Raw genomic sequence first — 13,078 nt, forward strand, 5'->3', positions numbered from 1 at the left:
GCGAAGAGTCCGGTCCGGTGTTTTCAGGCAAAGCCCTGCCCAGGCCTGCTGCAGGACAGCAGGGCCGGGGAGGGGAATGGGAGGTTGGGGGAGGGAGGAGGGCGGCTCGCGCTGGCTACTTGGGCCGCACCGCGTCGGCCGTGCCCTGGATGAAGGCCTTGATCTTTTCCACGTCTTCCATGCTCAGCTTGCCCGTGAAGTCGGGCATGCCGCGCGACATGGCCGGACCCTTGAAGATGAACTTGTCCAGGTGCTCGATGTAGGCCGGGTCCAGGTAGCCCAGGTTGGGCAGGTTGCCGCCCCGGTCCACGCCGGGCACGCCGTGACAGAAGGCGCAGTTGCTGACGTACAGGGCCGTGCCTTCGGCCACCAGGCTCTTGTCGTAGGGCACGCCCTGCAGCAGCTTGCCCTGCTGGTAGGCGACGAAGGCAGGCGCCTCGGCCTTGCCGTCCAGCGCGAAGGTGTAGACCGTGCCCGGGCCCTTGCGCTCGGTGTGGCGCGCGGCCAGGCCGTAGACGCCGCCCCAGCCCACGGCGATGGAGACGTACTGCCGGCCATCGACTTCATAGGTGATGGGTGCGGCCACCACGCCCGTGCCCGTGGGCTTTTCCCAGAGCTTCTTGCCATTGCGCGCGTCATAGGCCACGAAGCGGCCGTCGGCCGTGCCCTGGAACACCAGGTTGCCCGCCGTGGCCAGCGTGCCGCCGTTCCAGGGCGAGGCATGCTCCACGCGCCAGCGCTCCTTCTGTGCCACCGGGTCCCAGGCGATCAGGCGGCCGAAGGGCGTGCTCTTGGGCGGCTCCATGTTGACCAGCGTGGCCGTATTCCAGCCGATGTTGCTGTGCGGCTCGGGCAGGGAGCCGCCGTTGAACTTCCAGTTCTTGTTGTCCTGCAGGGTCAGCGGCACATGCTGGGCCGGCAGGTAGGCCAGTCCCGTATCGGGGCTGTAGGACATGGAATGCCAGTTGTGCGCGCCGAAGGGGCTGGGGATCACGTCGCGCGCGCGGTCGCCGCTGCGCGCAATCGGCGTCTCGATGGGCCGGCCCTTGGCGTCGTAGCCGCTGGCCCAGTTCACGTCGACGAAGTTCTTGGCCGAGATGAACTGGCCGTTGGTGCGGTCGATGACGAAGAAGAAGCCGTTCTTGGGCGCATGCAGGATGACCTTGCGCGGCTTGCCGCCCACCTTGATGTCGGCCAGCACCATGGGCTGGGTGGAGGTGAAGTCCCAGCTGTCGCCCGGCGTTTCCTGGTAGTGCCAGACGTACTCGCCCGTATCGGGGTTCAGCGCCACGATGCTGGCCAGGTACAGGTTGTCGCCACCGGCCGGGCTGCGCTTGGCTTGCGCCCAGGGCGAGCCGTTGCCCGTGCCGATGTACATGAGGTTGAGCTCGGGGTCATAGGCCATGGTGTCCCAGGCCGTGCCGCCGCCACCGGCCTCCCACCACTTGCCGGCCGGGTCCCAGGTCTTGGCGGCGCGGGCCATGGCCTCGTTCTCGAACGGCTTGGACGGATCGCCTGGCACGGTGAACCAGCGCCACTGCTGGGTACCGGTCTCGGCGTCATAGGCAGTGACATAGCCGCGCACGCCGTACTCGGCGCCGCCGTTGCCGATCAGCACCTTGCCCTTGATGACGCGTGGCGCGCCCGTGATGGTGTACGAGTAGGCGCGGTCGATGATGGTGTCCTGCTCCCAGACCTTCTGGCCCGTGGCCGCGTCCAGCGCCACCAGGCGGCCATCGAAGGCGCCCACATACACCTTGCCCTTGTAGACCGCCACGCCCCGGTTGACCACGTCGCAGCAGCCCTTGAAGCCGTTGGCACGGTCCACGCCGGGGTCGTAGCTCCACAGGCGCTTGCCGGTGCGCACGTCCACCGCATGCACCACGCTCCAGCTGGCCGTGACGTACATGATTCCATCGACCACCACGGGCGTGGACTCCACGCCGCGCGTGGATTCCAGGTCATACGACCAGACCAGGCCCAGCCGCTTCACATTGGCCGTGTCCAGCTGCCTGAGTTTGGAAAAGCGCGTCTCGCTGTAGTCCATGCCGTAGCTGGGCCAGTCCTTGGAGCTGCGTGCGTTGTCGCGGATGCTTTGCGAGTCGATGCGCGAGGTGACGGCTCGTATGTGCTCGGGCGAGCCTTTGCTTGGCAGGCCTGCCTGCGCCAGCGCGGCGCCCGGCAGGGCCAGCACCAGGCCGGCGGCCAGCAGCGTGGAGGAAAGCACGTGGGTCTTCATGTTGTCTCGTCTCCTGTGTGGTTTGTTTTTGCGTGCATGGCGCTGGGGGCAAGGGCACCATGTGGGAGACGATAAAAAAAGCGCCCTCGGGTCACAACATTCGGATTTACCCGGGGGCGGATCTGTACCGCCGTGGAACAGCTCAGAACGTCCGGCTGACCGTGACCCCGGCCGACAGCCCGCGTCCCGCACCCGGTTCGAAGAACCGCTGGTTGCCCTCGTTGACGATGACCGACCCTGCAAAGCGCCGGTCGAACAGGTTGTCCAGCCGCACAAAGGTCTGGGCGCTCCACTGCTGCCACTGCCGTGACCAGCGCAGGCTGGAGCCCCAGACGGTGTAGCCGGCCGCGCGGTCGGTGTTGCGGTCGTTCACGGCCACGGGGCCGCTGTGCAGCATGTCCACGGTCCAGGTCCATTGCGGCGACAGCTGCCAGGCCAGCTCGCTCCACAGGCGGCGCGGCGCGGTGCCGGCCAGGCGCGCGCCGGCATCCACCGGGGCGGTGGGCGTGGTGCAGGGCGTGGCCTCGCAGGTCAGGAAGCTGTCGCGGTAGCGGGCCTGCAGCAGGGTCAGGGCGGTGCTGGCCGTGAGCGGCCCCCATTGGGCATTGCCCGAGAATTCCAGCCCCCGGCGCAGCGTGCGGCCTGCGTTCTGGTAGGTGGCGCGCCCGCCCGTGTTGGACAGCACGGTGAGTTCGCGCTGGGTATGGGTCTCGAACAGCGTGAGGTTCCAGCCCGCGTTGCCGTGGCGCCCGCGCAGGCCGACCTCAACGGTGTTGTGGGCGCTGGCGGCCAGGCCGGTGTTCAGGCCGCTGTTCATGCCATTTTGGCCACCGGGCCGGTAGGCCACTTCGTTGAGCGTGGGCGTTTCCATGCCCCGGCCCACCGATGCGTGCGCCACCAGGTCCGGCAGCAGGTTCACGCGCAGGCCCAGCGAGGGCAGCCAGCCGCGCCAGGCCATGCTGCCGCTGTCGTCGCCATTGCCGGCTGCGATGTAGTGGTCCTCGGAGCGGTAGCGCACGCGCGCCTGGCGCAGGCCGGCGCTCAGGGCCAGGCTCTGCGTGCTCCACTCGGCCTGCAGGTAGGGGTCGGCGGAGCGCGCCTGGTTGCGCTCGTCGCGGCGCAGCCGGCCCTGCACGCCGAGCTGGCTGCCGATGAAGTTCTCGTAGCCGCGCCGGGTCTCGCCCTGCCAGTCGTAGGCCAGGCCCGCCGACCAGTCCAGCCGGCCGCCGGCCACATCCTCGTGGGTGCTGCGCCAGCGCAGGTTCATGCCTGCGTAGTCGCGGTCCAGGTCGATCACGCCGCCTGAATGCGAGGGAGGTGCCTGCGTGGCCACGGGAATGGACTGGTACTGCAGCACGGAGCGCGTACCCGCATAGGCCATGAGTTCCAGGCGCTGGCCCGCGCCGAACTGGTGCTGCCAGGCGGCGCCCAGCTGGCGCTGGCGCACGCTTTTGCGCGTGTTGAAGCGCAGCGCGCTGGCCGTGGTCTGGCCAGGGTCGGCCTCGAACTCGGCGCGTGTCAGGCCCAGCGGGTCCTGGGCGCTGGCGCGCTGCTCCTGGTACTGCAGCAGCCACTGGTCGTCGCCCTGCTTGCGTGACAGCTTCATGTGGGCCGTGCTGCGGTCGGCGGCCGACTGGGGGCGCATGCCGTCGGTGGCGAAGCGCTCGATGTGGATGGCATAGCGCCAGGGGGCGGAGCCGCCATCCGCCTGGTCCGGCTTTCCGCCACCGATCGTGCCGCGCAGCTGGGTGGACAGGCGCCACAGCCCGTCCGGCCCCACGGCCATGCCGCTGCGCCACAGGCCGGGTTCCTCGCCATCTTCGGTGTAGAGCAGCAGCGCACCGCCTGCGCTGTTGCCGTAGAGCACGGCGGCCGGGCCGCGCACCACGTCCAGGCGCGCGGCGTTGCCCAGCGTGAAATTGGCGGCCTGGCCCTGGCCGTCGGGCGCGCCTGCCGGAATGCCGTCCACGTACAGGCGTAGCCCGCGCACGCCAAAGGTGGAGCGCGCACCGAAGCCGCGCACCGAGATCTGCAGGTCCTGGGCGAAGTTCTGGCGGTTCAGCACCACCAGGCCCGGCACGCGCGCCAGGCTCTCGGACAGGTTGATCTGCATCTGCCCGTCTCGCAGCACGGCGCCTTCCACGCTGTCGATGGCGGCCGTGGCACGCCACAGGTCGGGGCCGGCGCCGGGCTGGCTGGCCGTGATGACCACGGGGGCGAGCAGGGCCTCGCTGGAGTCCTGCGCTGCGTCCGCCGCGCGGGCGGGCAGGGCGTGCAGCATACAGGCCAGTGCGGCGCCCAGGGTGGACAGGGCGGGCCGGGTGTGTCTTGTGCTGTGTGGGGAGCGTGTCATTGCGGGCGGGCCTGTGGCGATGCCCGAGGTTACCGAGCCCGGCAATCCGTTCCAACACGGGTGATTTCCCTAGTGCTGTCCTGTGCCGTGGCGGAACAACAATCGCGGCAGTTTTGATGTCCGTCATGCAACAGCCGCCTCCCGCCCCACTGCCCTCCAACCCCTTCTATGCCACGCGCCAGGACCGGGTGGCGCTGGCGCGCGAGCGCTATTTCGAGCGTGGCGAGCGCCCCTCAGGCCTGGTGTCCGAGCCCGTGCTGCAGTCCTGGACGCGCTGCCTGGGCGCCAGCCGCAGCCCCGACGAGAAGATCAGCTTCGACCCGGTCAGCAAGATCCGCACGGCCACCTTGCTGACCCACAACCGCGCGCTGATCGAGGCGGCGCGCGACCCCATCGCCGAACTCGAGACCGTGATCGCGGGCAGCCAGGCGCGCGCCATGCTGACCTGCAGCGAGGGCGTGGTGCTGATCGCCTCGCGCCCCACGCCGGGCGACGGCCCGCTGCTGCTGACGGCTGCGCGCGTGGGCGTGAACATCGCCGAGGATGCCGTGGGCACGGGCGCACCCGGCGTAGCCGTGCGCACGGGCGAGGTCTGCCATGTGCGCGGTGGCGAGCATTTCTTTCGCTGCCTGGCCTCGCTGCACTGCGCGGCCGCGCCCGTGCGCGACGCCAGCGGGCGCACCGTGGCCATGCTGGACCTGAGCAGCGAGGCGGGGCCCTTTCGCTTCGATGCGGGCGCCATGGCCCACATGTACGCCACCTGCATCGAGAACCGGCTGCTGGTGGGTGCCGCCCGCATGCACCTGCTGCTGCGCTTCCAGTCCAGCCGCAGCATGTTCGGCACGCCGCTGGAAGGGCTGGCCGCCGTGGATGGCGGCGGCATGGTGCGCTGGTTCAACGGCGTGGGTGCCCAGTTGTTCGACTGCCCGCGCCGGCCCGCCGAGGGGCTGGCGGCAGAGGAAGTCTTCGGCCTGGGCCTGAACCAGTTGCTGGAGCTGGCCCACCACGGCCAGGCGCGCCCGCAGATGCTGCCCACGGGGCTGACGCTGTGGATGCAGGTGCAGCTGGATGAGGCATCTTCCCAGGTCGAGGAGGTGCTGCCGGCCATCGAGGCCCTGCCGCCGCCCGCCGAGGCGCCGTCCGAGGCACCGTCTTCCCTGGGCGAGGCCAGCCGCGAGCTGATCGAGCAGGCCCTGGCCCGCTGCCAGGGCAATATCTCGCAGGCCGCCCGCATGCTGGGTGTCTCGCGCGGGCTGCTGTACCGGCGCCTGCGGGAGTGGGGGCGGCTCTAGCTGGCCAGCGCGCCGCGCATCCATTCGATGAAGACCCCCGCCTGGGCCGGCAGCGTGCGCCCTACGGCGGGCACGGCGCGCAGGCCACCCTCGAAGGGCACGAAGCCATGGGGCGCCACCAGCAGCCCCTCCTTGAGCTCGCGTGCGATCAGCCGCTGCTCCACCAGGGCGACGCCCAGGCCCGACAGTGCCGCCTCTATGCACAGGTGGGTGTGCGGGAACGCCAGCGTCTCGCCCAAGGCCACGGGCCGGCCCGTGAGGGCTTCCCACTGGTTCCAGGCGCTGGCCGTGTACTCATGTGCAATGCGCGCGCGATTGGCGGGCCGGCGCCGGGCATAGGCCGGCGTGCAGACGGCGCCGAAGTGCACGGGCGCCAGTTCGATGGCGCGGCGGCGGTCGGCCTCGGCGTAGGTGGACAGGTCCCAGGCAATGATCAGGTCGGCGCCCTCGTGGCGCATCTCGCGCGCCGAGGTCATGGACAGGCGGATGCGGATATGCGGGTGGCTGCGGTAGAACACCGCCAGCTGCGGCACCAGCCAGCGCATGGCAAAGGTGGCGCTGCAGGCCACATGCAGCCCCGGCGCCTGGGCGTCGCGCGCCAGCTGGGCATAGGCGGCCTCCAGCTGGTCGAAGGCCGTGCGCACCGAGGCATGGAAGGCGGCGCCGGCCTCGGTCAGGCGCAGGCCCGTGCCTTCTTTCTCGAACAGCGCCGCGCCCGCATGCTCCTGCAGCAGGCGCAGGTGGCGGCTGATGGCGCCGTGGCTGCGGCACAGTTCCTCGGCCGCGCGTGTCACCGAGCCGGTGCGGGCAATGGCCTCGAAGGCGCGCAGGGCGGCCAGCGGTGGCAGTTGTCTCATGGCAATCAATTCGTCAGAAAAGCTGACGCACGGGCAGAAAAACTGCATTGTCCCGCATCGCCGTGATTTCTAGCATGGAGGCCTGTTCATTGGAGTTGTGCAGGCTTGCCAGCTCCTTTGCACAGTTCAATTTCTTGACGAAAAGGAGTTTCCATGCAGATCACCGATATCGCGGCCCATGAGGCGCTGGACAGCCGGGGCCACCCCACCGTGGAGGTCGAGGTCGAGCTGGAGGACGGCGCGCGCGGCCTGGCCCTGGTGCCCTCGGGCGCCTCCACTGGGCGGCATGAGGCGCTGGAGCGGCGCGACGGCGATGCCTCGCGCCACCTGGGCAAGGGCGTGCTGGGGGCGGTGCAGGCCGTCAACACCGAGCTGCGCGATCTGCTGCGCGGCATGCGGGCCGACGCCCAGGGCCGCATCGACGCGGCCATGATGGCGCTGGACGGCACGCCCGGCAAAAGCCGGCTGGGCGCCAACGCGCTGCTGGGCGTGTCGCTGGCCGTGGCCCGCGCGGCGGCGGCCAGCCAGCGCATGCCGCTGTGGCGGCACATGGGCGGCGCCCAGGCGCGCGTGCTGCCCGTGCCCATGATCAATGTCATCAACGGCGGCGTCCATGCCGACAATCCGCTGGACTTCCAGGAGTTCATGCTGCTGCCGGTGGGGGCGGACAGCTTCGGAGAGGCGCTGCGCATGGGCGCCGAGGTCTTTCACACGCTGCGCCATGCGCTCAAGGCCGCAGGCCACAGCGTCAACGTGGGCGACGAGGGCGGCTTTGCGCCCGCCCTGCGCAGCGCGCCCGAGGCGCTGGACCACCTGATGGCCGCCATCGAGCGCGCTGGCCTGCGCCCCGGCAGGGACATCGCCCTGGCCCTGGACCCTGCCGCCAGCGAATTCCATGGCGAGGACGGCTACCGCTACGCGGGCGAGGGCCTGGTGCGCAGCCGCCAGCAGCAGGTGGACTACCTGGCGCAACTGGTGGAGCACTACCCCATCGTCTCCATCGAGGACGGCATGGCCGAGGACGATATCGAGGGCTGGCAGGCCCTGGGCCGGCGCCTGGGCGGACGCTGCCAGCTGGTGGGTGACGATGTGTTCTGCACGAACCCCGGCCTGTTCGAGGGCGGCATTGCCCGGGGCGTGGGCAACGCCATCCTCGTCAAGATCAACCAGATCGGCACGCTGACCGAGACCTGGGACGTGCTGCGCCTGGCGCATGGCGCCGGCTACGGCGTGGTGATGTCGCACCGCTCGGGCGAGACCGAGGACACCAGCATTGCCGACCTGGCCGTGGCCGCCCAGTGCGCCATGATCAAGACCGGCTCGCTGTCGCGCGCCGACCGCACGGCCAAGTACAACCGGCTGCTGCGCATCGAGCGCGAACTGGGCCCGGCCGCCGTCTATGCGGGGCGCCGTGCGCTCAAGGGCCGGGCGGGTCAGGAAGCCGTGTCGGCCGCTGCGGGTGTTGCGGGCGCCCTGTAGACCAGCACCTTGAGGCTGCGCTCGGCGTCGATGTCGGCGAAGGTGGCCGGGTTGGCCAGGCGCTCGACGAACTCCAGCTCGGGCGCCACTTCCTGCATCTGCGATGTCAGGAACTGCGTGCCCATCTCCGGCGCGTTCAGGCACAGCAGCACATGGCCGCCTGGGCGCAGCAGGTCGGGCAGGCGGCGCATCAGGCGGGCATAGTCCTTGGTGGCGACGAAGCTGCCCTTCTGGTAGCTGGGCGGGTCCACCACGATCAGGTGGTAGGGCCCGCCGCGCGTGATCTTGCCCCAGCTGCTGAAGATGTCGTGGGCCAGGAAGCTGGCGCCCGACAGATCGTTGAGCCGGTGGTTCTGCTGGCCCGTGGCCAGCGCGCCCTGGGCCATGTCCATGTTCATCACATGGCGCGCTCCGGCCTGCAGGGCCACCACCGAAAAGGCGCAGGTATAGGCGAACAGGTTGAGCACCTTGATGCCGTGGCGGTGCTCGGGATGGTTGGCGACATGCGCGTGCACCCAGCGCCGGCCTTCGGCCATGTCCAGGAACAGGCCGTGGTTCTGGCCGCGCAGCACCTGCACGCGGTAGCGCGTGCCGGCCTCGGTGACGATGTGGGGGTCCGGCACCTCGCCGGCCATGAGCCGCGTTTCGGCGGGCGCGGCGGGCTGGCGCAGCTGGTAGACCCAGTTCAGGGGCTGGTCCGGTGCCAGTTCGCTCCAGCGCAGTGACAGCGCTGTGCCGATGGCGGCCAGGGCGTCATCGTCCAGCGGCTGGAAGCTGGTGAGCACCAGCACGGGCGGGAAGGCGTCGAGCACCAGATGCTCGCAGCCCGGGTACAGGCCGCCACGGCCGTGGAAGATGCGTTGGGCGTCGGAGGGCAGGGCCATCCGGGCGATGGCGTCGAGCAGGGCTTGCATGGGAGAGGCTGGATCTGGCAGGGGCGCCGGGTGTGCCGGGTGGAACCGTATGGTTCCAGGCAGGGGTCGACGAAAAGGTCTGCCAGTGTATGCAGTTTGGGGCCCAGCCCAGGCAAACCCGGGCTCAGGCCCCATTCAGCGGTGCTGTGGGCAGGCTCAATGCCGCCAGCCGCGCCGCACCTCGAAGAAACTGCATTCGCCGTCGCCCAGGCCCTGCATGCCGGCCTCGGTGGCGGCGCGCGCAGCCTTCATCCAGCGGGCGAAGGCGAGCTTGGCGTCGTCGCTGATTTCTTCAGGGGGCGTGTCTTCCAGGCCCTCTACCAGGTACAGGGTTTCACTGACCTGCTCGGCGCTGCCGAGCTGGCGTTCGAGCACGCGGGCATAGCGTGCCTCGGCCTTGTTGCGTTCCTGCTCGGGCAGGTTGGGGTAGTCACACAAGGTGACGGTGAAGGCGGCTTCTTGCATGTCCATGGTTCACGAGGTGAGGATGATGACTGGCGAAATATACAGTATTAACTGGCTGCACATCCAGTATTTTTCCGGTGTTTTTTTACAGTGTTATCCCGGTGGGGTCGCTGCCGGGCAGCGGCTGCAGTCATGCGGCCACAATCGCCTGCAAGGAGAAAACCATCGCCATGACGAATGAATCGACCACGGGCAGCCCGGCCTGGGACCCCGAAGCCACGGGCCATGCGCTGTTTGCCACGCGCGTGGGGCCCTGCGGCGTGGCCTGGGGCGCCTGCGGCCTGGTGGCCTTTCAGTTGCCCGAGGTGGACGGCCCGGCCGCCACGCGCACGCGCATGCTGCGCGGCGTGCAATTGCGCAGACCGGGCAGTTACGCCGCAGCGGCGCGGGCCGAGGACCTGCCGGCCAGCGTGGCACAGGCCATCGCCGGCGTGCAGGTGCTCATGGCAGGCCATGGCGAATGGACCTTGGAGCCTTCCGCGCCCAGCGCGCGGCAGTTGCGTGACGGCCCGGTACTGCCCGATCTAAGGGCACGGCGCATGCTGCCCGCAGGCGAGGCACTGCCGGATCTGGCCGAGCTGGCCCTGGACTGGCACGGCGTGTCGGACTTTCACCGCCGCGTCTATGACCTGACGCGCGCCATTGCACCCGGCCATACGCGCACCTATGGCGAGATTGCGCGCGAGTTGGGCGAGGTGGGCCTTTCGCGCGCCGTCGGGCAGGCGCTGGGCCTCAACCCTTTTGCGCCCGTGATTCCCTGCCACCGCGTGCTGGCTGCCGGCGCCCAGCCGGGCGGTTTTTCGGGCGGCGGCGGCGCGCTGACCAAGCTGCGCATGCTGGAGATCGAGGGTGCGGCCTGGGGCGGCACGCGCTCGCTGTTCGGGGATTGACGGGCCGGACACGCATGTGACATGCGGCACGGCAGGGCGGCTTGCACAATCGCCGCTGCAGGCTGTTCCGCTTGGGGATGGCCGCCCTCCATTCCAACCATGACCGGAACACAAGACCCGGCGCAGGAGACAGACGAATGACTCGCAATGTGCAGCAACTTTTCGACCTCACCGGCAAGACGGCCCTGGTGACCGGCGGCTCGCGCGGCCTGGGCCTGCAGATGGCCCATGCGCTGGGCGAGGCGGGCGCCAGGATCATGCTGAGTTCGCGCAAGGCCGCCGACCTGGAGGAAGCCGCTGCCGAGCTGCAGGCCGCAGGCATCGACGCCCGCTGGATCGCCGCCGACTGCGCCAACGAGGCCGACATCGAGCGCCTGGCCGCCGAGACCCTGGAGCGCCTGGGCCAGGTGGACATCCTCATCAACAACGCGGGAGCCAGCTGGGGGGCGCCGGCCGAGGAGCACCCGGTGGCTGCCTGGGACAAGGTGATGAATCTCAACGTGCGCGGCTACTTCCTGCTGAGCCAGCAGATCGCGCGGCGCAGCATGATCCCGCGCAAGACCGGGCGCATCATCAACCTGGCCTCCATCGCAGGGCTGGGCGGCAATCCGCTGGGCATGAAGACCATTGCCTACAACACCTCCAAGGGCGCGGTCATCAACTTCACGCGCGCGCTGGCCGGCGAGTGGGGCGTGCACGGCATCAACGTCAACGCCATCTGCCCGGGCTTCTTCAAGACCAAGATGGCCAGCGTGCTGATCGAAACCCTGGGCGAGGATGAAATGAAATCCCACGCCCCGCTGCGCCGCCTGGGCGACGACGAGGACCTCAAGGGCCTGACCCTGCTGTACGCCAGCGACGCGGGCAAGCACATCACGGGCCAGTGGGTGGCCGTGGACGGCGGCGTCAGCGCCCTGGTGGGCGGTTGAGCCCCAGCGGCGCTGCTGCCGAGGTGACAGTTTTTCCCGCAGATCGGGCCGCCGCGCGCGGTGGCGCCTGCCGGCGCCCTTATGCTCGCCTGCATTGCGATCTGAACTGGAGAATTTCGTGCTGGATTTTGGCCACCCCATCCCCTTCGTCGACCACCTGGGTTTCACCCTGCACCGCATGGAGGACGGGGAGTCCGAACTGCGCTTCGAGGCGCGTCCCGAGCACCTGAACACCTTTGACGTGACCCACGGCGGCGCCACCATGACCCTGCTGGACGTGACCATGGCCGTGGCCGCGCGCAGCCTGCAGCGCGACATGGGCTGCGTGACCATCGAGATGAAGACCAGCTTCATGCAGCCCGCACGCGGCCCCCTGGTGGCCAAGGGCGTGGTGCTGCACCGCACGCGTTCCATGGCCTATACCGAGGCGCGCGTGTTCGATGCCTCGGGCCGGCTGTGCAGCCATGCGACCGGAACGTTCAAGTACATGCCGCGCGTGGCCAAGCCGGCCGCCGCCGAGACAACCCTCGCCACGGACTGATCCGCACGGCGAATCTGCCAGATACCCAATGCCACACGCCAGCCCCGGCAGCACCGGGAACTGGTTCCATTGTTTGTGATGCCACCGGAGGTTTTCCCATGCCCGTGAACCAGCAGATCCTGCTCGACAACCGCCCCGAGGGCGAAGCCGTGGAAAGCAATTTCCGCCTTGCCAAGACCGAGACCCCTGCGCTGGCCGAAGGCCAGGTGCTGGTGCGCCACCACTACCTGAGCCTGGACCCCTACATGCGTGGCCGCATGAATGACAGCAAGAGCTACGCCCAGCCCCAGCCGCTGGGCGAGGTGATGATCGGCGGCACCGTGGGCGAGGTGGTGGAAAGCCGCCATCCCAAGTTTGCGGTGGGCGACAAGGTCGTGGGCATGGGCGGCTGGCAGGAGTACAGCGTGGTCGATGGCGATGCGCCCGGCATGCTGCGCAAGGTGGACACCACCCATGTGCCGCTGTCGCACTACCTGGGCGCCGTGGGCATGCCCGGCGTGACGGCCTGGTACGGCCTGGTCAAGATCATCGCCCCCAAGGCCGGCGAGACCGTGGTGGTCAGCGCCGCCACGGGCGCCGTGGGCAGCGCCTTCGCGGCCCTGGCCAAGGCACGCGGCTGCCGCGTGGTGGGCATTGCGGGCGGACCGGAGAAGTGCCGCTACGCCACCGAGGAGCTGGGCTTCGACGCCTGCATCGACTACCGCGAGCACCCCGACACCAAGACCATGGCCAAGGCGCTCAAGGACGCCTGCCCGCAGGGCATCGACGGCTACTTCGAGAACGTGGGCGGCTACATCCTCGACGCCGTGCTGCTGCGCACCAACGCCTTTGCTCGCATCGCGCTGTGCGGAATGATCGCCGGCTACGACGGCACGCCGCTGCCCATGACCAATCCCGCGCTCATCCTGATCAACCGCATCCGCATCGAAGGCTTCATCGTCAGCGAGCACATGGAAGTCTGGCCCGAGGCGCTGCAGGAACTGGGCCGCCTGGTGGGCACCGGCAAGCTGCGCCCGCGCGAGAGCATTGCCGAAGGCATTGCCTCCGCACCCTCGGCCTTCCTGGGCTTGCTCAAGGGCAAGAACTTCGGAAAGCAACTCGTCAAATTGATCTGAACCA

Annotated in this window: 11 protein-coding genes; 6 read left to right on the forward strand and 5 right to left on the reverse strand. The window is 69.4% G+C overall.

Translation table 11 applies throughout. The features are described 5' to 3' along the window. Positions 1–115 precede the first annotated feature (115 nt). Positions 116–2,239, reverse strand: coding sequence for a PQQ-dependent dehydrogenase, methanol/ethanol family (locus BO996_RS15555; RefSeq protein ID WP_071955490.1), 2,124 nt, complete (start codon positions 2,237–2,239; stop codon positions 116–118). A 142-nt stretch (positions 2,240–2,381) separates the two neighbouring features. Then, positions 2,382–4,592: a TonB-dependent receptor domain-containing protein gene (locus BO996_RS15560; protein ID WP_071955492.1), complete on the reverse strand. Its 2,211-nt coding sequence runs from the start codon at positions 4,590–4,592 to the stop codon at positions 2,382–2,384. A gap of 125 nt (positions 4,593–4,717) precedes the next feature. On the opposite strand from BO996_RS15560, the gene BO996_RS15565 reads away from it, so the two are divergent. Continuing rightward, on the forward strand, positions 4,718–5,884 hold the full coding sequence (locus BO996_RS15565) for a helix-turn-helix domain-containing protein (RefSeq protein ID WP_232240328.1): 1,167 nt from the start codon (positions 4,718–4,720) through the stop codon (positions 5,882–5,884). On the opposite strand, the gene BO996_RS15570 is transcribed toward BO996_RS15565, so the two are convergent. Then, complete coding sequence (locus tag BO996_RS15570) at positions 5,881–6,789, reverse strand: LysR substrate-binding domain-containing protein (RefSeq protein WP_071955495.1); 909 nt, start codon at positions 6,787–6,789, stop codon at positions 5,881–5,883. The genes BO996_RS15565 and BO996_RS15570 overlap by 4 nt on opposite strands. A gap of 105 nt (positions 6,790–6,894) precedes the next feature. Between BO996_RS15570 and eno the strand changes: the two genes are divergently transcribed. After that, positions 6,895–8,220 (forward strand): phosphopyruvate hydratase, encoded by a 1,326-nt coding sequence (eno, locus tag BO996_RS15575; protein ID WP_071955497.1) that lies wholly within the window; start codon positions 6,895–6,897, stop codon positions 8,218–8,220. On the opposite strand, the gene BO996_RS15580 is transcribed toward eno, so the two are convergent. Continuing rightward, the gene (locus tag BO996_RS15580) at positions 8,175–9,134 is read right to left on the reverse strand and encodes a class I SAM-dependent methyltransferase (protein ID WP_071955499.1); all 960 of its coding nucleotides are present in this window, start codon (positions 9,132–9,134) and stop codon (positions 8,175–8,177) included. The two genes, eno and BO996_RS15580, sit on opposite strands and share 46 nt — an antisense overlap. A gap of 156 nt (positions 9,135–9,290) precedes the next feature. Beyond that, positions 9,291–9,605 (reverse strand): hypothetical protein, encoded by a 315-nt coding sequence (locus BO996_RS15585; protein WP_013802728.1) that lies wholly within the window; start codon positions 9,603–9,605, stop codon positions 9,291–9,293. A gap of 164 nt (positions 9,606–9,769) precedes the next feature. Between BO996_RS15585 and BO996_RS15590 the strand changes: the two genes are divergently transcribed. From BO996_RS15590 to BO996_RS15605, 4 genes are all read left to right on the forward strand, one after another. Further along, the gene (locus BO996_RS15590) at positions 9,770–10,489 is read left to right on the forward strand and encodes a methylated-DNA--[protein]-cysteine S-methyltransferase (RefSeq protein WP_071955501.1); all 720 of its coding nucleotides are present in this window, start codon (positions 9,770–9,772) and stop codon (positions 10,487–10,489) included. A gap of 137 nt (positions 10,490–10,626) precedes the next feature. After that, a complete protein-coding gene (locus BO996_RS15595) occupies positions 10,627–11,418 on the forward strand; it encodes an SDR family oxidoreductase (protein ID WP_012205198.1) in 792 nt (263 codons plus the stop codon). Between the two features lie 118 nt (positions 11,419–11,536). Next, a complete protein-coding gene (locus BO996_RS15600; protein ID WP_016446794.1) occupies positions 11,537–11,959 on the forward strand; it encodes a PaaI family thioesterase in 423 nt (140 codons plus the stop codon). Between the two features lie 98 nt (positions 11,960–12,057). Continuing rightward, the gene (locus tag BO996_RS15605; protein WP_013802725.1) at positions 12,058–13,074 is read left to right on the forward strand and encodes an NADP-dependent oxidoreductase; all 1,017 of its coding nucleotides are present in this window, start codon (positions 12,058–12,060) and stop codon (positions 13,072–13,074) included. The last annotated feature ends 4 nt before the right edge of the window (positions 13,075–13,078 follow it).

It is taken from the genome of Delftia sp. HK171 (assembly GCF_001886655.1).
Classification (GTDB): Bacteria; Pseudomonadota; Gammaproteobacteria; order Burkholderiales; family Burkholderiaceae_C; genus Comamonas; species Comamonas acidovorans.